At 67.6% G+C, this 19,410-nt stretch carries 17 protein-coding genes and 1 riboswitch; of the genes, 6 read left to right on the top strand and 11 right to left on the bottom strand.

Annotation, left to right across the window (positions count from 1 at the left end; translation table 11 throughout):
* Positions 1 to 44 precede the first annotated feature (44 nt).
* From VH88_RS10900 to VH88_RS10890, 3 genes are all read right to left on the bottom strand, one after another.
* Positions 45 to 650, bottom strand: a complete 606-nt coding sequence (locus VH88_RS10900) for a hypothetical protein (RefSeq protein WP_082064464.1) — start codon at positions 648 to 650, stop codon at positions 45 to 47.
* Between the two features lie 72 nt (positions 651 to 722).
* Positions 723 to 3,305, bottom strand: coding sequence for a hypothetical protein (locus VH88_RS10895; RefSeq protein WP_045811263.1), 2,583 nt, complete (start codon positions 3,303 to 3,305; stop codon positions 723 to 725).
* A gap of 139 nt (positions 3,306 to 3,444) precedes the next feature.
* Entirely contained in the window at positions 3,445 to 3,627 is a 183-nt protein-coding gene (locus tag VH88_RS10890) for a hypothetical protein (RefSeq protein WP_039247996.1), read from the bottom strand.
* Between the two features lie 157 nt (positions 3,628 to 3,784).
* Here VH88_RS10890 and VH88_RS10885 point away from each other — a divergent pair, with 157 nt between their 5' ends.
* On the top strand, positions 3,785 to 5,263 hold the full coding sequence (locus VH88_RS10885; RefSeq protein ID WP_052689560.1) for a phospholipase D-like domain-containing protein: 1,479 nt from the start codon (positions 3,785 to 3,787) through the stop codon (positions 5,261 to 5,263).
* Here the strand turns inward: VH88_RS10885 and VH88_RS10880 are convergent.
* From VH88_RS10880 to folD, 5 genes are all read right to left on the bottom strand, one after another.
* A complete protein-coding gene (locus VH88_RS10880; RefSeq protein ID WP_045811262.1) occupies positions 5,248 to 5,985 on the bottom strand; it encodes an endonuclease/exonuclease/phosphatase family protein in 738 nt (245 codons plus the stop codon). The two genes, VH88_RS10885 and VH88_RS10880, sit on opposite strands and share 16 nt — an antisense overlap.
* A 72-nt stretch (positions 5,986 to 6,057) precedes the next feature.
* Positions 6,058 to 6,735 (bottom strand): TPM domain-containing protein, encoded by a 678-nt coding sequence (locus VH88_RS10875; protein WP_231576650.1) that lies wholly within the window; start codon positions 6,733 to 6,735, stop codon positions 6,058 to 6,060.
* Complete coding sequence (locus VH88_RS10870; protein WP_045811260.1) at positions 6,735 to 7,559, bottom strand: YgcG family protein; 825 nt, start codon at positions 7,557 to 7,559, stop codon at positions 6,735 to 6,737. The genes VH88_RS10875 and VH88_RS10870 overlap by 1 nt, the downstream gene beginning before the upstream one ends.
* Entirely contained in the window at positions 7,556 to 8,239 is a 684-nt protein-coding gene (locus VH88_RS10865) for a LemA family protein (protein ID WP_045811259.1), read from the bottom strand. The genes VH88_RS10870 and VH88_RS10865 overlap by 4 nt, the downstream gene beginning before the upstream one ends.
* 61 nt (positions 8,240 to 8,300) lie before the next feature.
* Positions 8,301 to 9,224 carry a bifunctional methylenetetrahydrofolate dehydrogenase/methenyltetrahydrofolate cyclohydrolase FolD gene (folD, locus tag VH88_RS10860; RefSeq protein WP_045811258.1) on the bottom strand — a complete coding sequence of 308 codons (924 nt, stop codon included), beginning with the start codon at positions 9,222 to 9,224 and terminating at the stop codon, positions 8,301 to 8,303.
* Positions 9,225 to 9,316: 92 nt separating this feature from the next.
* Here folD and VH88_RS10855 point away from each other — a divergent pair, with 92 nt between their 5' ends.
* Positions 9,317 to 11,215, top strand: a complete 1,899-nt coding sequence (locus tag VH88_RS10855; protein WP_156146804.1) for a PPC domain-containing protein — start codon at positions 9,317 to 9,319, stop codon at positions 11,213 to 11,215.
* Positions 11,216 to 11,262: 47 nt separating this feature from the next.
* Positions 11,263 to 11,406, top strand: a riboswitch (yybP-ykoY riboswitch).
* Positions 11,407 to 11,433: 27 nt separating this feature from the next.
* Complete coding sequence (locus tag VH88_RS10850) at positions 11,434 to 12,006, top strand: manganese efflux pump MntP family protein (RefSeq protein ID WP_045811257.1); 573 nt, start codon at positions 11,434 to 11,436, stop codon at positions 12,004 to 12,006.
* 6 nt (positions 12,007 to 12,012) lie between these two features.
* On the opposite strand, the gene hutH is transcribed toward VH88_RS10850, so the two are convergent.
* The 3 genes from hutH to hutG are packed head-to-tail and all read right to left on the bottom strand — an operon-like array spanning position 12,013 to position 16,025.
* Positions 12,013 to 13,542 (bottom strand): histidine ammonia-lyase, encoded by a 1,530-nt coding sequence (hutH, locus tag VH88_RS10845; protein ID WP_045811256.1) that lies wholly within the window; start codon positions 13,540 to 13,542, stop codon positions 12,013 to 12,015.
* A 3-nt stretch (positions 13,543 to 13,545) separates the two neighbouring features.
* A complete protein-coding gene (gene hutU / locus VH88_RS10840) occupies positions 13,546 to 15,210 on the bottom strand; it encodes a urocanate hydratase (protein WP_045811255.1) in 1,665 nt (554 codons plus the stop codon).
* 2 nt (positions 15,211 to 15,212) lie between these two features.
* Positions 15,213 to 16,025: an N-formylglutamate deformylase gene (hutG, locus tag VH88_RS10835; RefSeq protein ID WP_045811254.1), complete on the bottom strand. Its 813-nt coding sequence runs from the start codon at positions 16,023 to 16,025 to the stop codon at positions 15,213 to 15,215.
* A 77-nt stretch (positions 16,026 to 16,102) separates the two neighbouring features.
* On the opposite strand from hutG, the gene VH88_RS10830 reads away from it, so the two are divergent.
* The 3 genes from VH88_RS10830 to hutI are packed head-to-tail and all read left to right on the top strand — an operon-like array spanning position 16,103 to position 19,391.
* Positions 16,103 to 17,479 carry a formimidoylglutamate deiminase gene (locus VH88_RS10830; RefSeq protein ID WP_231576649.1) on the top strand — a complete coding sequence of 459 codons (1,377 nt, stop codon included), beginning with the start codon at positions 16,103 to 16,105 and terminating at the stop codon, positions 17,477 to 17,479.
* The gene (hutC, locus tag VH88_RS10825) at positions 17,476 to 18,201 is read left to right on the top strand and encodes a histidine utilization repressor (protein ID WP_045811253.1); all 726 of its coding nucleotides are present in this window, start codon (positions 17,476 to 17,478) and stop codon (positions 18,199 to 18,201) included. Before VH88_RS10830 ends, hutC begins: the two co-directional genes overlap by 4 nt.
* Positions 18,198 to 19,391, top strand: a complete 1,194-nt coding sequence (hutI, locus tag VH88_RS10820) for an imidazolonepropionase (RefSeq protein WP_045811252.1) — start codon at positions 18,198 to 18,200, stop codon at positions 19,389 to 19,391. The genes hutC and hutI overlap by 4 nt, the downstream gene beginning before the upstream one ends.
* The last annotated feature ends 19 nt before the right edge of the window (positions 19,392 to 19,410 follow it).

Genomic DNA, 19,410 nt, shown 5'->3' with positions numbered 1-19,410 from the left:
AAACCCTAGACCGCCAGTTCGACGATGTCTGCGACCCAGGAAGGTTAACCGACACGCGGCAGCGGCGTCAGGTGGCTGGCCATTGCCGAGGCGGCGGCCTTGACGCCCTTTCGCACGGCCGCCTCATTGGCTGGGGCGGGCGCGCGCAGCAGGCCGATCGACGGCGTCAGAGGGCCGTCCGGCAAATCCGAGAGCACGCGGTAGAGAATATAGGAGCCGGCGTCTTCCTCGATGTCGGACGAGGCGTCGGCCTGCAGCCCGGCGGCGGTCAGGGCGCGAACCATGTCGGCGACGGGCGCCGTGGTGCGGGCCACGCCCGGCCCGGTGCTGGACAGGCGGTGCTTGTAGTCGAGAGTGCGGTTCTCGGCGCGCATCTGGACCCGGAAGCCAGCGCCCTTTTGCGTGCGTCCGACCAGGAGGACAGCCCGGCACTCTCCGCTCCCGAGACGGGCGGCCAGGGTGGAGGCGAGTTCGTCGGGATCGGCGGCGGCGATGGGCACGGCGCGGGCCCCGCTGGGACTCCAGATTTCGCCCGACAGATCCTCGACCAGATCCCACCCGTCATCGTCGCCGTCATAGGCGCATATGATGATGCCAGGGCGGCGATCGCCGCTCGTCCGACTGTCGATTTCGTTCATCGTGCCAGTCATAGCCCCATCCATGACAGTTCGGTGACGTGCAAGTGGCTGTAACTTCCCGACGCCGTCAAGTCTGCAAAAGTCTTAGCCCAGGTCGCCGACCGCCGCATCCAGCAACATGAAGGCGCGACCGCTGTCGGACGCCAGGCTGGACTGCACCGCCGCGCTGTCTCCGGCGCGAGCCGAAGCGTTCAGCATGACCGCGAAGTTGCGGACATAGCGTTCGGCGTCAGCCCGCAGTTCAGCGTCGCTGAGGACACGGCGAGACACGCTGCGGACGGCGGCCGGGGCGACGCGACGCACGATCTGACGCGCGGCGTCGGGGTCGCCGTTGCTGAAGGCGCGGGCGGCTTCTTCGACTCGCGAGCGGGGCAGGAGGGCGTTGGGATCGACCCCCATGCGCCGGATGGCGGCGGCGACCCGGTCGGACAGGGCTTCGGCCTCGGCAGGCGAAGGGGAGGGCGTGTCCAGCTCCAGCGGGGCCTCGTTGTCGTCGTCGCCGTCGATCAGATCGCTCCAGTCCAGGCCCTTGTCCGTGGACGGCGGCGGCGTCTCTGCGGGCTCGAGGCGCAGGCGGCTGCGCAGACCGAACCGGCGCTCTTCGGCAGGCGGCGAGGCGGGGGGCGTGGGGCGATCGATCCAGCGCTCGGGACGAGGTTCGGGCCGGGCTTCGATCTCTGCGGCCGGCTCGCGACGCCGCACCGGGGTCGTATCGCCCGACACCACGCCCATCAGACGCACGGCCTCGGTCAGCATGTCGTAGTTCCGGCGCACGCGATCCTGGAAGCCGACATCCAACGCCTCGGTGTCCTCGGCCGCCTTGCGCGACGCGGCCGAAAGGGAGGCCAGGCCTTCCTCGACCGTGGCGCGCACGGCGTCGGCGCGGGCGCGGGCTTCCTGAGGCAGGCGCGCGGCGCGTTCGTCGATGTCGGCGACGGCGGTGTCGATTTCCGACAAGGCGCTGTTGAGACGAGCGACCAGGGTTTCCAGCCGGCTGACCATCCGCTCGCCGGTCTCTTCGACCAGGCCGGATGTTTCGGTGACGATGCGGCGGGCGTCGGCGATGCGAGCGTCGGCGGCCGTGTCGGCCTTTTGGGCGGCTTCGAACAGGGATTCACCCAGTCGGTCGGTGCGGAGACGGGCCTGTTCTGCGGCGTCGGCTGCGGCGGCGCGGGAATCTTCGGCTGTGGCGCGCATCTGTTCCAGGGCGCGGCGCGTCTCTTCCATCAGAGCGTCGCGCGCCTCGGCGGCCAGCGCTTCGAAGCGATCCAGGGCGAGCTTGGTGGCGGAATCGAAGCCGTCGGCCTCGCGTTGCGACATGTCGACGAGAGCGCGGAACTGGTCGGTGGCGGCCTCGACCAGATCGCGCATGGACTCGACCGAGGTCTGGGTGGTGCGATCCAGATCGCCCGCGGCGCTGCGCGTGGCGGACAGGTGTTCGATCAGCTGGGCGCGCTGGCTTTCGACCTGGGCGGAGAAGTCCTCCTGATCCGTGCGCAGGGCGTAGGCGGCGGTGACCAAGGCGGCGCGCTGCTGACTGAGGCCTTCCTCGACGGACTGGATCTGCTCGGCGACGCCCGAACCGGCGTTCTCCAGTCGAATGGTCTGGCGCGCCAGATCGTCGGAGGCCACGCGGGCGGCGTCTTGGGCTTCGCCTGCGGCGGCGGCGAGGTCGGCGGAGCGCGCAGCAAGGGCGGCCTCGGCTTCACGGAGTTGCGCCTGAGCCAGATCGGAGGCGTCCGCGACCATGCGCGACTGACGCTCGACCGCGTCGATGACGCCCGACGCCTGGGTATCCAGGTGGATGCCCAGGGTCTGCATCTGGTCACGCTCGCGGCCCAGATTTTCGGTGAGACGTCGTGCGGTGCGGCCGGCGTTCTCGGCCGCCTCGTTCAGGCGCGCTGTCTCCTGGGCCAACGCCTCTCGGAGCAGGGCCATGTCGTTGCGTGCGCGTTCCGCCGCCAGGGTGGCGTGATCGATGTCGGAACGCAGCGTCTGAAGCACCTCGCCGGTTTGCTGGGCGGCCAGGGCGGTCGGGGCCACCAGGGCCTCGGCCAGTTGCCGGGCGCGACGCGTCTCCGCGGCCAGACCGGCGCCCTGTCGGACGGCATGGGCCAACATGATGGCCAAACCCGCAGGGGCCAGGGCGATCAGGGCGTAGATGGCGATCCGGAGCGGGTCCAGTTCGGCCCCGCCGGCGCCGAACTCGTAAGCGGCCCAGGAGGCGACACCGCCGATCCACAGGGCGGAGGCGACGCCTGCGATCACATAGGCGTGTCGGCCGGACGGCTCGCCCTGGGCCTTGGCTTGAACAGTTTTCACAGCCGGCGGTTTGGACAGCTCGAACGGCGCGGGCGGCTGACCGGCGGTGACCGCCATATCGACAGGCGTCTTTGTCGTCGCTTCCGCATTGACAGGGGCGGCGCCCCTTTCGGCGGCAAGGGCGCGTTCTTCGGCCTGCCGCTGCTCTTCCAGCAGGCGACGGCGGCGGCGCTCCGACATCGGCGGCTCGAACGTCGGCTGCACGATCTCGAAGTCAGGCTCGGGAATCGGATCGAGCGACGGTGTCGCCTCCTGGACCGACATTTCATCGGAGGCCGAAAGATCGACCGGCGCGGCGGCCTCGTCGTCGGTCAGCTTCAGCGGCGGCCGTTTGGGAGACTTCATAAGCTCAAAAACTCGATCTCTACGCGGGCGTCCGACAGCGCCGAGGAAACCCTAGAGCATGATCGATGCGGACGAAACCGACTCAAGTCCGCAACCTGTCGATGAACCGCGTCATGCAGCGCGCAAAGCGCCGCAGCGTTCAGCAGTCGCGCTTGGATTCGGACAGCAGCGTGGCGTTGGAGCCGGTGTCACGGCACTCCACCACACGGCGCACTTCGCGGTCGCCGTGGTTGGGGTTGTGGGTGTCGACGCCGAACTGCGTCAGGACGGCGGCGGCCAGCAGGGCGATGAAGCCAGCGATCAGTTCGACAAGCGCCTGCATTCTACCCTCCCTCGCAGCCTGTATGGCTACGCTCCTTATGCGCCAAATCGGCGAACGTCACAATCCCGCCCTGAAAGATTGACCGAAGGACACGCGCGTGGAACGGAGGATGCAGGCGCTTCGACACCATGTCACGCGAATCAGACAGATAGGTCGCATGACTTTAGCCGGCGACAGTTACGAAGGCAGTCTGCTGGAGCAGGGGCCAGCCCTGTGGACGTCCGCCGTCGCGCACCGCTTTTCGGTGTTGATGGAAAACGAGGCCTATTTCGACGCCCTGTCGTCCGCGATTCACAAGGCCCAACGCTCCATCGTGCTGCTGGGATGGCAGTTCGATCCACGCACCCATCTGGATCCGGAAACGCGGCCCGGCGACAAGTCGGCGGAAATCGGTCGCCAGCTGCGGATGCTGGTCAAGAAAAAGCCGGACCTGGATGTGCGACTGCTCATCTGGAAATCGCCGCTGCTGATCGCCGCGTCGCAGGGCTTCTATCCGCACAAGGCGCAGCGCTGGTTCCGTAAGCGGATGGTGGAGTTCCGGCTCGATTCCCCCGGTCCTATCGGCGCCTGTCATCACCAGAAGGTGGTGGTCATCGACGACAAGGTGGCCTTCTGCGGCGGTGGCGACATCTCGACCGATCGCTGGGATTCCGACGAACATCTGGACGGCGACCCGCGCCGCGCCCTGCCTAGCGGCCTGATCTGCAAGGCGCGTCACGAGGTGATGAGCGTGATGGACGGCCCTGCGGCGCGAGCCCTGGGCGATCTGGCGCGCGAACGCTGGTTCAAGGCGACGTGGGAGCGCACTATCCCGGATGAGGTCGAGGACGATCCCTGGCCCGACGGCGTGCCGGTGCAGATGACCGACGTGCCCGTCGGCATCGCCCGCACAGAGCCGAAATGGTCGGGGCGTCACGAGGTGCGCGAGAGCGAGGCCTTGCACCTGGAATCCATCCGGCGCGCCAAGCGGCTGATCTATATCGAAAACCAGTATTTCACCTCGCCGGTCATCGCCGCCGCGCTGGCCGAACGACTAGCCGAGGTGGAGGGGCCGCAGGTCATCGTCATCTCGACCGCCAAGAGCCCGAGCTGGTTCGACAGCATGACCATGGACACGGCCCGGGCCGAGGTGCTTCATCGGCTGGAGCAGGCGGACAAATACAACCGCTTCTTCGCCTTCGCCCCGCTGACCGCCGACGGCGACCGGATCATCGTCCACGCCAAGGTGACCATCATTGATGATCGGTTGCTCAGGATCGGGTCCACGAATCTGAACAACCGGTCGATGGGCTTGGATACCGAATGCGACATCGCCGCCGAGCCTGTCGATGCGGCGGGTCGGGCCTTCATTACGGCGTACCGTCACCGGACGATCGCCCATTGGCTGGGCGTCGCGACGGAGGACTATGCCGCGGTCGAGGGCGTCTTCGGCTCAATGGGACAGGCGATCTGCAACTTCGAAACCGATCGACTGAAGCCGTTGGGTTCAGAGCCCCCGACGCGTATCCAGCGGATGTTTGCGGAATGGCAGTTGGGCGACCCCACGTCGTCCAGCGACGCCTGGCGCCCGTGGAAGCGTCTGAACCGTTCGCAGCGCACCCGCCCCGCGTCCGAGGGCGGTCACGCGCCGGGTTGAACGACCTCGAAATCGACGATCAGCGGCAGGTGGTCCGAGGCCACGCGCGCCAGGGGCGAGAAGGCGGATTGCACTGCGCGGATGCGGATATGCGGGCTGACGAAACAGTGGTCGATGCGGATAGCGGGGAAGGCGGACGGGAAGGTCTTCACGCTGGGCTTCTGGCCCAACTGACGCTGGCAGTCCTGTAGGCTGCGGCACAGGGTCTGATAGGGGCGAGTGATGGAGGTGGCGTTGAAATCGCCGGCCAACAGGATCGGTCCCTCGCATGCGCCGACCCAGCCGGACCCGGCCAGAGCGGCGGCCTGAAGCCGCTGCTCGCGTGGGACTAGGCCCAGGTGGGTATTCATGACGTTGACGGCCGTGCCGTCGATCTCGATTTCCGACCAGATCGCCCCGCGCGGTTCCAGGCCCGGAATGCCGCTCACGGTCGGCAGGGCGCCGGCGCGGATCAGCCGTTCGGGATGCGGGGTCAGGATAGCGTCGCCGTACTGTTCGGCCTCGACCCGCATCGCCGGGTGAAAGCGTGAGGTCATGGCCAGACCGTCGGCGATCGCCTCGGCCTGATCGACTCCGCCCGTGCGCGCGCGGCCGACATCCAGTTCCTGCAGGCAGACGATATCCGGCTCGAACTCGGCGATGACGGCGACGATCCGGCCGACATCCAGGCGCCGATCCGTGCCGACGCAGCGGTGGACGTTGTAGGTGAGAAGGCGAGGCATGAACTGGCGATTGGTTGAACGTTGACCTTGGGCTAGGCCTTCTGGCGCGCGAATGCGACCCCGATGCGACGATCAGAGCAGGATCAGATGATCGGGCAACTCGTTGCGATTGTCCGCGCGCGGCGGAAAGTGGCGGGCCAGAACCTCGCCGCACAGACCGATGGCGGCGGTAAAGCCATCGACGGGGCGGTCGGCGCGCAGCTCGCGGGTCACGACGGCGACGGCCTGAGCCCAGGCGTCCTCATCGACCTTTTCGTAGATGCCCTCATCGGCGATCAGTTCGACCTGATGTTCGTCCAGGGCGGCGAAGATCAGGACGCCCGTGCGTTCCCGCGTGACATGGACGCCTTGGGCCAGGAACTGCTGCAAGGCCGCCTCCCTGACGCGGCCGCGCCTGACGCCGGCGGGCGTCACGAGACGGCGCACGGCCGGGATACGGGTCATCAGAAAAACGCCGACGAAGACGACGGCCTGCGACAGGGCGTAAAGGCCCAAAGCCTGCGCCGTCGTGGCGTCCTGCGCGGCCTGGTGGGCCGCCTCCCAGCCGTCGCTGGGCCAGCGAAGATCCAGCACGAACGGAACGAAGGCGATCGGAGCCAAAAGCGCCATCGCCGCCGCCCAGGCCAGGCTGACGTCCACATAGGTCGAGACCCGACGCGCCACGACGCAGAAGATTTCACCCGACGTCTGAGCCTCGGCCGCCTCTATGGCCTCGGCGATGCGGGCGCGGTCGTTGTCCGTGATCTGCATCACCATCCCCCCGAGGCGCCGCCGCCGCCGAAACTGCCGCCTCCGCCGCCGAACCCGCCACCGCCGAAGCCGCCGCCGCCGCCCCAACCGCCGCCGCCTCTGCCGGAGTTCCGCAGCGCCTCTGACGCCGCCCACAGAAGGACCGAGCTGACATTGCTGCGTCGTCCGCGTCCAGACCGCATGGCGATCAAGAAGATGATGAGGAAAAGTCCGGCGATGATGACCAGCGGAATGATCGAGTCGCCCTTGGTGTCGGCTTGCTCGGCCGCGGCGGCCTGGGCGCGCGCTTGCGCCTCCGCCGGGTCGAGCGACAACTGGGCGATCAGGGCGTTCACGCCCATTATTACGCCCGCCTGGTAATCGCCGTCGCGAAAGGACGGCAGGATGTCGTCGCGAATGACCTGGGACGAGAAGGCGTCGGTCAGGATAGGCTCCAGCCCATAGCCGACCTCGATACGCACCTTGCGTTCATTCGGCGCGACGATCAGCAGGGCGCCGTTGTCGTTCTCCTTCTGGCCGATGCCCCAGGCGCGACCCAGCTGATAGCTGTAGTCCTCGATCTCCTGATCCTGAAGACTGTTGACCGTCACGACGACCAACTGGTCGGTCGAACTGGCTTCAAGCGCCGCGAGCTTCTCCGTCAGGGCCTGTTCCGTCGCCGGATCGAGCAGATTGGCCTGATCGACCACGCGGCCGGTCAGGGGCGGGAAGTCGATCTTGCTCTGCGCCGCCGCCGGCAGGACCAGCAGCAAGGCGATGACAAGGCTGAAAAGGAGGGCGGCGACGCCCGGCGAACGCCGCGCCGCCGCTTGAAGGTTTGTCACTGGGCGGGCGGGGTCGCGCCCGGCGCCACGGCCGGAGCGCCGCCGCCGGGCGCCGAGGCGTTGGCGGGCGGGGCGTTCAGATTGAAGTTGACCTGGGGCGCCGACTGGGCGGCGGCGGTGGCGGTGAACAACTGCATCGGCTGCGACCCGCCATGCAGGGTCTTGGCCCAGATCACCTGCGGGAAGGTGCGAAGCGTCGTGTTGTAGTCGCGAACGGCCTCATTGTAGTCGCGGCGCGCGATCTGGATGCGATTTTCGGTGCCTTCCAGTTGGGACTGCAGGGTCAGGAAGTTCTGGTTGGCCTGAAGCTGCGGATAGGCCTCGACCGTGACCAGCAGGCGCGACAGGGCGCCGGACAGCTGGCCCTGGGCTTCCTGATACTGCTGGAAGGCCTGCGGATTATCGAGGTCGTCGGCCGAGACGTTGACCGAGGTGGCGCGGGCGCGGGCGTTGATGACGTCCGTCAGGGTCGTGCGTTCCTGGATCGCGGCGCCTTGAACGGTCGCGACCAGATTGGGAATAAGGTCGGCGCGGCGCTGATACTGGCTCTGCACATCGGCCCAGGCCGCCTCGGCGCGTTCCTGCTTGGTTGGAATGGTGTTGTAGCCGCAGCCCGCCACGGCGGGGACGATCATCAGAGCGCCGGTCATAGCGACGGCGCGAGCGTTGAAGCGGACCATGACATCTCCCGTTCGGCGATAGCGCCGTTCAGCGGGACTATTCACCGCCCCAATGAATGCATCAAGCGTCCAATGGCTCCGGTTGGAGATTGTTGAGGCGGCAGGCGGCCGAATAGGTGTTGGCCAGCAGACAGGCGATGGTCATCGGCCCGACGCCCCCCGGCACCGGGGTGATGCGACCTGCGACCTCGACCGCCTCCTTGAAAGCGACATCGCCGACGACGCGGGTCTTGCCCTCTGCGGCCTTGACGGCATCGGCCGAGGGCACGCGGTTGATGCCCACGTCAATGACGGTCGCGCCCGGCTTGATCCAGTCGCCCTTGATCATCTCGGGCCGACCGACGGCGGCGACCAGAATGTCGGCCCGGCGGCAGACCTCGGGCAGGTCCCGCGTGCGCGAATGGGCGATGGTGACCGTGCAGCTTTCGCCCAGCAGCAGTTGCGCCATCGGTTTGCCGACGATGTTGGAGCGGCCGATGATGACGGCGTTCAGGCCCGACAGATCGCCGAGCTGATCCTTCAAAAGCATCAGACAGCCCAAGGGGGTGCAGGGGACCAGGCCCGGCAGGCCGACGGCCAGACGACCGGCGTTCACGACGTGAAAGCCGTCCACATCCTTGTCCGGCGAAATAGCGTCCAGAACCACCGTCGCATCGATGTGGGCGGGCAGGGGCAGTTGCACCAGGATGCCGTGGATGTCGGCATCCGCATTCAACTGGGCGATCAGGGCCAGCAGTTCATCCTGGCGCGTCGATTCGGCCAGACGGTGGGTGTCGGAGCGCATGCCGGCGCGCAGCGTCGTCTCGCCCTTGTTGCGCACATAAATCTGACTGGCGGGATCCTCGCCGACGATGACGACGGCCAGGCCGGGTTTGACGCCGTGTGCCGCCTCCAGCCGGGCGACGGCCGCCCCGACGCGCTCCACCAGGGCGACCGAAAAGGCCTTGCCGTCGATCAGGGTCGCAGGCGTGGATTGGGCCGACATGGCAGCTCCGTCTGGCGGGAAATCAGGATGGCGGCGATTTACAGCCGTCACGGTTCGGCGTCTATGATCCGCAGCCTATGCTGGAGGAATTTATGAACCGTCCGTCGCTCGCCGCCGCTGTCAGCACCCTGGCCCTCTTGTGGGCGGTCGCGCCGGCCGTGGCCCAGGACGCGCAGCCGCTGCGCATCGGGGCCAATGCGAACGGCGCCCTGACGGACGGCGACGCCAAGGCGGCGGATGACGAATATCGCTATCACGACTTTCGGTTCGAGGCGCGGGCGGGGCAGCGGCTGGAAGCCACGCTGAGCTCGGATGCTTTCGACGCCTATCTGGAAGTCTATGCCGACGGCGCGGCAGGCGAGCCGCTGGCGTTCGACGACGACGGACTGGGGGATGGCACGAATGCGCGGCTGCGTTTCACGCCGGAGCAGGCGGGGACCTATGTTCTGAGAGCCCGGACGCTGAGCGGACTGGACGGCGGCGACTATCGTCTGTCGTTGCAGGAACGCCCGGCGCCGCCGCGTGCGCCACGACCCGGCGGCATTCGTGTCGGGGCGACCCAGAGCGGCGAACTGACGGCCCGCGATCCCGAGCAGGAAGACGGCGGCCGCTATGACGCCTATGCCTTCCGCGCCAATGCCGGCGATCGGTTTGTCGTGACGCTGGATTCCGAGGCCTTCGATCCCCTGGTGCGGGTGGGACGAATGAACGGTCCCGATTTCGTCGAGATCAATTCCAACGACGATGCCCCCGGCGGCGGGCTGAATTCGCGGCTGACCTTCACGGCGCCGACGGCCGGCGAATATGTGATTCGGGCCACGTCGCTGGAAGACGGGCTGGGTCGCTACGACCTGGGCCTGGCCGAGGCGCCGCCCGCGCCGCCGTCGAAACCCATCGCGATCGGTGACGAGATCAAGGGTGAACTGGGCTCGGACAGCGCCATGAACGACGGCGGCCAGCGCGCGGAGACCTATCGCTTCACCGGAACGAACGGCCAGCGCGTCGCCATCGAGATGAAGTCGAGCGACTTCGACGCCTATCTGACGCTTCGCCGCGCTTCGGACGATACCGTTCTGGCGGAGGACGACGACGGCGCCGGCTCGGGCACCGACGCCCGCATTGCGCGCACCTTGGACGCCGACGGCGACTACATCATCGAGGCGCGCGGGTTCAGCGACGAGGCCGAGGGCGACTATACGCTGAAGCTGACCGAAACCGCACCGCCGCCGCCGCCGACCACGGCGACCCTGGGTCAAACCGTGCAAGGCGAGATCACCGACGAGGATCCCCAGGGCGACGACGCCAAACGCTACGACGCCTATGCCTTTGCCGGAACGGAAGGTCAGCGTGTCCAGGCGATCCTGCGGTCCGGCGACTTCGACGCCTATCTGGAGATCGGCAAGGCCGACGGTGAGTTCGAGGCCCTGGCCAGCGATGACGACGGCCTGGCCGAGGGCACGGACTCAAGGCTGAACTTCACCCTGCCGTCGGCCGGCAACTATGTGGTCCGCGCCATGCCGCTGGATGCGGAGGGCAAGGGCCTCTATTCGCTGGAGCTGCTGGATCGGGGGCCAGAGCCCAAGCCCGGCAGCCTGCTGATCGGGTCGACCGTGCGTGGTACCCTGTCGAACAGCGCCGCGCTCAGCGACGAAGGCGCCTTTTTCGACGCTTACCGCTTCCAGGCCAAGAAGGACGAGAAGCTGCGTCTGACGATGGTGTCGAACGCCTTCGACTCCTTCATCGACCTGGGCAAGGAAGACGAGGACGGCGATTTCACCAGCCTGGCCACAGATGACGACAGCCTGTCTGACGCGCACGCCAAGCTGGATTGGACCGCGCCGGACGACGGCTGGTACGTCGTGCGCGCCCGCGCCTATGGACCCAATCAGATGGGCGCCTACGCCCTGACGGTCGAGCGCCAACCGGCCGGCGCATCGACCTCGGCCCGCGATGATGCGCCCGTCGTCATGGCGCCCAAGTCGGGCGGCTGATCGACCTGTGAGGTTGCCAAGCGCGGGAGGCGGCGTGTAGAGAGCCGCCTCCTGTTGGGGAGTAGCTTCCGGCGTTCGTCGTCGGGATCGCGTCAACATACTCGCGCTTTGGCGCGTGGCGCGATCAGCGGAACCACCGCCTAGCGAGACCAGCGTGTCCTGACGCCGCGACCGGCCGGTGCAGGACCGCTGTCACGCGTCCGGTCGAGTGCTGTTTCATGACCCCAGGCGCCATCGCCATTCTCTCGCTCAGCATGTCCACGGACGCCTTTGCGGCCGCCGTCGGACGCGGGGCGTCGCATCGACCCGCCGTCAAGGACGCCGTCAGGGCCGGCCTGGTCTTCGGCATCATCGAGGCGATCACGCCCCTGATCGGCTGGGGATTGGGCATCATCGCCGCCGGCCTGGTCGAAAAGGTGGATCACTGGATCGCCTTCACCCTGCTGCTGATCGTCGGCGGCAAGATGATCTGGGAAGGCGTCCAGCCGCGGGGCGCGGACGAGGATGAGGCGCCGCGCCGGTCCGGCCCCTGGGCGCTTGTGGCGACGGCGGTCGGCACCAGCATCGACGCTGCGGCCGTCGGCGTGGGGCTGGCCTTCATCGGGGCCAATATCTGGGTGATCGCCGCCTCGATCGGCTTCACCACCTTTATCCTGACTACGATCGGCATGCTGATCGGCAAGGCCGTGGGCACGCGCTTCGGCAAGACGGCCGAGATCATCGGCGGCATCGCCCTGATCGGTCTGGGCACGGCCATCCTGCTGGAACACCTGGGCGTTCTTGGCGGCTGAGCCGGATCAGGCCGAGGGCAGCAGGTCCGCCGCGAAGGTTCGGTAGCGGCCGGCGCGCACGGCGTCGGTCGCGCGAGCGATGTCCGGGGCGAAATAGTGGTCGTTGGCGTAGGGGGCGGCGGCCTCGCGGACGATGGCGAAGACCCGTTCCAGCGCCGGCGAGCTGGTGAGCGGCCGATGGAATTCCAATCCCTGCGCCGCCGCCAGAAGCTCGATGCCGACCACCGTCGCCGTATTCTCGGCCATATCCAGCAGGCGGCGCGCGCCGTGGGTGGCCATGCTGACGTGATCTTCCTGATTGGCGCTGGTCGGCACGGTGTCGACGCTGCACGGATGAGCGACCATGCGGTTCTCGGCGATCAGGGCGGCCGCCGTCACCTGGGCGATCATAAAGCCGGAGTTCAGCCCGCTTTCCTTGACTAGGAAGGCCGGCAGTTCGCTCATCTTGGGATCCACCAGGATCGAGGTGCGGCGTTCCGAAATATTGCCGATCTCGCACAGAGCCATGGCAATCTGATCGGCAGCAAAAGCAACGGGTTCGGCGTGGAAGTTGCCGCCCGAAATGACGTCGCCATCCTCGATGAAGACCAGCGGATTATCGGTCACGGCGTTGGCCTCGCGCGCCAGCGCAGCGGCGGCGTTGGTCAGCACATCGAGGATCGCACCCATGACCTGGGGCTGGCAGCGCAGGGAGTAGGGATCCTGGACCTTGGAGCAGTCGTCGCGGTGACTGTCGCGGATGGCGGAGCCCGCCATCAGTTCGCGCAGGCGCGCGGCGACGGCGATCTGGCCGGGCTGACCGCGCAGGGCGTGGATGCGATGATCGAACGGCGCGTCGGACCCCTTCAAGGCATCGACCGACAGAGCCCCGGCGGCGATGCCGGCGGCGAACGCCGCCTCTGCCGCGAACAGACCTGCCAAGGCCAGCGCCGTCGAACACTGGGTGCCGTTCAGCAGAGCCAGACCTTCCTTCGGGCCCAGCGTGAGCGGCGTCAGGCCGACCTTCGCCAAAGCCGCTTCGGCCTCTAAGGTCTCGCCGTTCAGCCGCGCCTCGCCCACGCCGATAAGGACGCAGGACATATGGGCCAGCGGCGCCAGGTCGCCCGAGGCGCCGACCGATCCCTTGGATGGAATGCAGGGCAGGACGTCCGCGTTGACCAGGGCAATCAGGGCCTCCAGCGTCTCGCGCCGAATGCCCGAGGCGCCGCGCGACAGACTGGCGATCTTCAGCACCATCAAAAGACGCGTCACCGAATCCGGCAGCAGCGGCCCGACGCCACAGGCGTGGCTGAGAACCAGATTACGCTGCAGCGTCTCCAGGTCTTCAGGCGCGATGGACGTGTTGGCCAGCAGGCCGAAGCCGGTGTTGACGCCATAGACGGTGCGCCCCTCGGCGACGATGGCGGCGATGGTCGCTGCGCCCTTGTCCACATCGGCCCAGGCGGCCGGCGTTAGTGAAACGGTAGCGGGGCCCTCCAGCACCGCACGAAGCTCCGCCAGGGTGAGAGGCGATTGGCCGAGGGTGATCGCGGTCATGGTTCAGGCCTTCAGGCTCGGAAGGTTCAGTTCGTGCTCGCGCGCGGCCGCACGGGCGATGTCGTAGCCAGCGTCGGCGTGACGCATGACGCCCGTGGCGGGGTCGTTCCACAGCACCCGCTCAAGCCGTTGGGCGGCCTCCGGGGTCCCGTCCGCGACGATGACGACGCCCGAGTGCTGGGAATAGCCCATGCCGACGCCGCCGCCGTGGTGCAGCGACACCCAGCTGGCGCCCGAGGCCGTGTTCAGAAGGGCGTTCAGCAGAGGCCAGTCGGAAACGGCGTCCGATCCGTCCATCATGGCCTCGGTCTCGCGGTTCGGGCTGGCGACCGAACCGCTGTCCAGGTGATCGCGGCCGATGACGATGGGGCCGGACAGTTCGCCCGACGCCACCATGTTGTTGAACATCAGGCCGGCGCGGTGGCGGTCACCCAATCCGATCCAGCAGATACGGGCGGGAAGGCCTTGAAAGGCAATGCGCTCGCCCGCCATGTCGAGCCAGCGATGCAAACCCGCGTTGTCGGGGAACAGGCGCTTCATCGCCGCGTCTGTCTTTCTGATATCTTCCGGATCGCCGGTCAGCGCCGCCCAGCGGAACGGACCGATCCCCCGACAGAACAGCGGGCGGATGTAGGCGGGCACGAAGCCGGGGAAGTCGAAAGCATTCGTCACGCCCGCGTCGAAGGCGACCTGACGGATGTTGTTGCCGTAGTCGGTGGTCGGCACGCCCATCGCCTGGAAGTCCAGCATGGCCTTCACATGCGCGACGATGGAGGTGCGCGCGGCGGCGGCGACGCTGTTTGGATCGCTGACGCGCTTGTCTTCCCACTCCGCGACGGTCCAGCCCGAGGGGAGATAGCCGTTGATCAGATCGTGCGCGCTGGTCTGGTCGGTGACCAGATCGGGCCGGATGCCGCGCCGGACCATTTCAGGCAACAGATCGGCTGCATTGCCCAACAGGCCGATCGACAAGGGTTTCTTGTCGCGGAACGATTGCTCCAGCAGCGCCAGGGCCTCGTCCAGGCTTTCGGCCATGACGTCGACGTAGCGCGTGCGCAGACGGAACTCGATGCGGCTGCGTTGGCATTCGATCGTGATGCAGGATGCGCCCGCCATGGTCGCGGCCAGGGGCTGGGCCCCGCCCATGCCGCCAAGACCTGCGGTCAGGATCCATTTGCCGGACCAGTCGCCGCCGTAGCGTTGGCGGCCGGCCTCCATGAAGGTCTCGTAGGTGCCTTGGACGATGCCCTGGGTGCCGATGTAGATCCACGAGCCGGCGGTCATCTGGCCATACATGGCCAGGCCCTTGCGATCGAGCTCGTTGAAATGCTCCCAGGTCGCCCATTTCGGCACCAGATTGGAGTTGGCGATCAGCACGCGCGGGGCGTCGGCATGGGTGCGGAAGACGCCGACCGGCTTACCGGATTGAACCAGCAGGGTCTCGTCGACCTCCAGCGCCTGCAGGGTCTCGACGATTCTGTCGAAGGCCGCCCAATCCCGCGCCGCCTTGCCAATGCCGCCATAGACGACGAGGTCCTGGGGCCGCTCGGCCACCTCGGGATCCAAGTTGTTCATCAGCATGCGCATGGCCGCCTCGGCGGCCCAGGTCTTGGCGGTCTTTTCTGGGCCGCGCGGGCTGCGGACGATCCGGGCGTTGGGCGTGTTCATAGTCAGCTCTCGGCGAAGGCGATGCAGGCGGTCAGGACGCGGCGCAGATGGCCGCGCATCGGCGCGGCGCGGTCGGGCTCATAGGGGCTAGGCCAGTTGTCGGGCGACACCGGGCCGGCGGGATCGAGGATGTAGCCCCGGTCCGCCAGTTCCATTTGAATGGCGTGGACGCCGATTTCCGGACGGCCATAATGGCGCGTGGTCCAGCCACCCTTGAAGCGGCCGTTGACGACGACGCTGTTGCCGCTGACGGCACAGGCTTCTTCGACAGCCTGCGTCAGCTCGCTGGCGCAGGTGGCGCCGTCGTTGTCGCCGATGTTGAACTTCGGCAGTTCGCCCTCGAACAGGCGCGGCACGACAGACCGGATCGAATGGGCGTCGTAGAGGACGACCGGACCTCGGCTGCGCAGTCGCTCCAACTGGCCCTGCAGGGCGGCGTGGTAGGGATCGAACCAAGTCGCACGTCGCTCCTCCGTTTCGGCCGCGTCGGGCTCCTGACCTGCCTGATACAGCGGTTCTCCGTCGAAGGTTTCTGTCGGGCACAGGCCGGTCGTGGTCATGCCGGGATAGAGGGAGACGCCCGACGGATCGCGATTCACATCGATGACGCTGCGAGACACGCCCGTTCGCACCAGGGTGGCCCCCATATCGATCGCGAAGTCGTACAGCCGATCCACCCACCAGTCCGCATCCTTGCGGGCCAGCCAGGGCGAGGCCATCCGCGCCTCGATGGCAGCCGGAATATCCGTTCCGGTGTGCGGCAGGCCGATCACCAGCGGCGCCGAACCTTCGTGGACGGTCAGCCAGTCCTGCATCCGTTCGGCCTCCCTCGCCAAATCGATCCATCGTGGTATGTCTAGACATATTGATCGCAACGACACGGACCTGTCCAGTGACCCTTCAGCCGCAGCCTGTGGATCGCACCCTCTGGTTCGAGGCGGCTCTCTTGCCGAACGGCTGGGCGCGCGATGTCCGCATCGGTGTGGCGGGCGGGCGGATCGCCAGTCTGGAAACCGGCGTGGCGCGCAGCCCTGCGGACGAGGGGGGCGGTGTCGCCCTGCCGGGCGTTGCCAATGTCCACAGCCACGCCTTTCAGCGCGCCATGGCGGGCCTGACCGAAGCGCGCGGGCCTTCGGACGACGACTTCTGGACGTGGCGCGAGTTGATGTACCGCTTCCTGGATGGGGGCGGGCCGGAAGAGATCGAGGCCATCACCGCCCTGGCCTTCGTGGAAATGCTGGAAGGCGGATTCACCCGCGTCGCCGAGTTCCATTATCTGCACAACGACCCGTCGGGCGCGGCCTATTCGGACCGGGCCGAGGTCGCCGCGCGGATCGTGGCGGCGGCGCAGGCGACGGGCATTGCCCTGACCTTGCTGCCGGTCTTCTACGCCCATGCCGGGTTCGGCGGACAGCCGCCGGCGCATGGACAGCGGCGCTTCATCAACGATCTGGACGGTTTCGCCGATCTGGTCGCGCGATGCCGGACCCTGACCGCCGATCTGCCCGACGCCGTGGTCGGGGTGGCGCCGCACAGCCTGCGCGCCGTTAGCCCGGATGAGGTGACGGCTATGCCCGCGCTGGCGGGCGACGGTCCGATCCATATCCATGTCGCCGAACAGACCAAGGAGGTTGCGGACTGCATGGCCTGGTCTGGCGCGCGGCCGGTCGAATGGCTGCTTGCCAACACGCCGGTCGATTCGGGCTGGTGCCTGATCCACTCCACCCATGTGACTGAGACCGAATGGCGCGGCGTCGTCGCGCGCGGCGCCGTCGTCGGCCTGTGCCCGATTACGGAGGCCAATCTGGGCGACGGCGTCTTCCCGGCGGTCGATTTCACGCGTGCCGGCGGGCGGTTTGGCATCGGGACGGATTCCAACGTGCAGATCGGCGTCGCAGAGGAACTCCGGATGCTGGAGTACAGCCAGCGGCTGGCGCGGCGCAGTCGCGCCGTCATGGCTGACCCTGAACGGTCGACGGGCCGCGCCTTGTTCGATCGCGCGCTGGCGGGCGGCGTCCAGGCGACAGGCACGGCATCGGGGCTGAGCGTCGGGGCGTCGGCGGACATCATATCGCTGGACACGAGCGGCGCCGCCTTTGCGGGACGGTCGGGCGATGCGGTGCTCGACAGCTGGATCTTTGGCGCGCCGACGGGCTCGATCCGTTCGGTGTGGCGCGCGGGGCGGGAGGTCGTGAAAGACGGCCGCCACATCGCGCGGGACGGCATCGAGGCGCGTTATCGCAAGGCCTTGTCGGCGGTGTTGGGGTGAGCCTTCATCGCCGCATCTACGCCGATCTGGAGGGGCTCATCCTGTCCGGCGAGCTATCGCCCGGCGACCGCATTCCGTTCGAGCATGAGTTGACTGAACGCTACAACTGTTCGCGCATGACGGTGTCCAAGGCCATCTCGGAACTGGCGGGGCGGGGGCTGGTGACGCGCCGACGCAGAGCCGGTACCTTCGTCGCCCAGCCCAAGGCCCACGCTGCCGTCCTGGCTATTCCCGACCTGCGGGCCGAGGTGATCGAGCGCGGGCAGGCTTACGGCTACGTCCTGATGGAGCGGATCGAACGCGAGCCAAATGGTGAGGACGAAATCGAACTGGCGTCGGGTGGTCTTCTGCTGGATCTGACCTGTCTGCACAGCGCCGACGGCGCGCCCCTGGCTTTGGAACACAGGCTCATCGCGCTCGGCGCGGCGCCTAAAGCCATAGATGTCGATTTTCATACGGTTCCGCCGGGAAGCTGGCTGCTGGACTCGGCGCCCTGGACTGAGGCTGAGAACCGCATCTCAGCGATCGCGGCGGACGCCCGCGCTGTCCGCCTGCTGGAACTCAAGCCCGGCGCCGCCTGTCTATGCGTCGAGCGGCGGACATGGCGGGACGGGCAGGGGGTGACGCGGGTGTGGCAGACCTTCCCCGGCGACCGCTACGATCTGGTGGCGCGCTTCTCGTCAGCCCGTTCACCCGTTTTGGCCAAGGAACCTCGCCGATGAAGGCCGACCGTCTGCTGATCGATTGCCACGTCGCCACCATGGTCGAGGGACGGGTTCCTTACGGCGCGATACAGGACGCCGCCGTGGTCGTCGCCGATGGCCGCATTGCCTGGGTGGGACCGCGCGCTGACCTGCCGGCCGTAGAGGCAGCTGAAACCCAGCGGCTGGACGGCCGCTGGATCACGCCTGGCCTGATCGACTGCCACACCCACCTGGTGTTCGGCGGCGACCGTTCGGCCGAGTTCGAACAGCGGCTGGGTGGCGCGCCCTATGAGGAGATCGCGCGGGCCGGCGGCGGCATCGTCTCGTCCGTGAAGGCCACGCGCGCCGAGTCGGAGGATGACCTGTTCGCCTCGGCCATGACACGTCTGGCGGGTTTGAAGGCCACAGGGGTCACCACCGTCGAGATCAAATCCGGCTATGGTCTGGACCTTGAGACGGAGCTGAAGATGCTGCGTGTTGCGCGTCGGATCGGGCGCGAGGGCGGAGTGCGTGTCCGCACCAGCTATCTGGGCCTGCATGCCGTGCCGCCTGAATATCGCGACGACCGGGCCGCCTATGTCGATCTGGCCATCGATCACATCCTGCCTGCTGCCCATGCCGAAGGTCTGGTCGATGCGGTCGACGCCTATTGCGAGCCCATCGCCTTCTCGACCGCGGAAGTGTCGCGCCTGTTCGACAAGGCGCGTGCGCTGGGCCTGCCGGTCAAGCTGCACGCCGATCAGTTGTCGAACGGCGGCGGTGCGGCGCTGGCGGCGCGTTACGAAGCCCTGTCCGCCGATCACATCGAACATGCGACCGAGGAAGGCGTCGCCGCCATGGCCGCAGCCGGCGTGGTCGCCGTCCTGTTGCCCGGCGCCTATTTGATGCTGCGCGAGACCCAGCCGCCGCCCATCGATCTCCTGCGCCGCCACGGCGTGCGGATGGCCGTCGCCACCGACTGCAACCCCGGCACCTCGCCCGTCGCTTCGATGACCACCGCGCTCAACCTCGCCTGCGTTCAGTTCCGCATGACACCCGAAGAGGCCTTAGCCGGCGCGACCCGAGAGGCGGCGCGGGCGCTGGGTCTGTCGGGTGAGATCGGCACCATCGAAAATGGCAAAGCCGCTGATTTGGCGATTTGGGACATCTCGCGGCCTGCTGAACTCTCCTATTGGTTAGGCAAGCCAACCCTTCTTGGCCAAATGTAATCACCGGTTGTGGCCGCTT

This window comes from Brevundimonas sp. KM4 (assembly GCF_000964075.1).
GTDB classification, from domain to species: domain Bacteria; phylum Pseudomonadota; class Alphaproteobacteria; order Caulobacterales; family Caulobacteraceae; genus Brevundimonas; species Brevundimonas huaxiensis.
This window is presented reverse-complemented; position numbering and strand designations above follow the sequence as displayed.

Bases quoted from the DNA above. Each gene is read 5' to 3' on its own strand.
- hutH (WP_045811256.1), bottom strand. From the start codon at position 13,542: ATGACCGCGATCACCCTCGGCCAATCGCCTCTCACCCTGGCGGAGCTT.
- VH88_RS10885 (WP_052689560.1), top strand. From the start codon at position 3,785: ATGACTTTAGCCGGCGACAGTTACGAAGGCAGTCTGCTGGAGCAGGGG.
- folD (WP_045811258.1), bottom strand. From the start codon at position 9,224: ATGTCGGCCCAATCCACGCCTGCGACCCTGATCGACGGCAAGGCCTTT.
- VH88_RS10900 (WP_082064464.1), bottom strand. From the start codon at position 650: ATGACTGGCACGATGAACGAAATCGACAGTCGGACGAGCGGCGATCGC.
- VH88_RS10855 (WP_156146804.1), top strand. From the start codon at position 9,317: ATGAACCGTCCGTCGCTCGCCGCCGCTGTCAGCACCCTGGCCCTCTTG.
- VH88_RS10880 (WP_045811262.1), bottom strand. From the start codon at position 5,985: ATGCCTCGCCTTCTCACCTACAACGTCCACCGCTGCGTCGGCACGGAT.
- VH88_RS10895 (WP_045811263.1), bottom strand. From the start codon at position 3,305: ATGAAGTCTCCCAAACGGCCGCCGCTGAAGCTGACCGACGACGAGGCC.
- VH88_RS10890 (WP_039247996.1), bottom strand. From the start codon at position 3,627: ATGCAGGCGCTTGTCGAACTGATCGCTGGCTTCATCGCCCTGCTGGCC.
- hutU (WP_045811255.1), bottom strand. From the start codon at position 15,210: ATGAACACGCCCAACGCCCGGATCGTCCGCAGCCCGCGCGGCCCAGAA.
- hutG (WP_045811254.1), bottom strand. From the start codon at position 16,025: ATGCAGGACTGGCTGACCGTCCACGAAGGTTCGGCGCCGCTGGTGATC.
- hutI (WP_045811252.1), top strand. From the start codon at position 18,198: ATGAAGGCCGACCGTCTGCTGATCGATTGCCACGTCGCCACCATGGTC.
- VH88_RS10850 (WP_045811257.1), top strand. From the start codon at position 11,434: ATGACCCCAGGCGCCATCGCCATTCTCTCGCTCAGCATGTCCACGGAC.
- VH88_RS10875 (WP_231576650.1), bottom strand. From the start codon at position 6,735: ATGCAGATCACGGACAACGACCGCGCCCGCATCGCCGAGGCCATAGAG.
- VH88_RS10865 (WP_045811259.1), bottom strand. From the start codon at position 8,239: ATGGTCCGCTTCAACGCTCGCGCCGTCGCTATGACCGGCGCTCTGATG.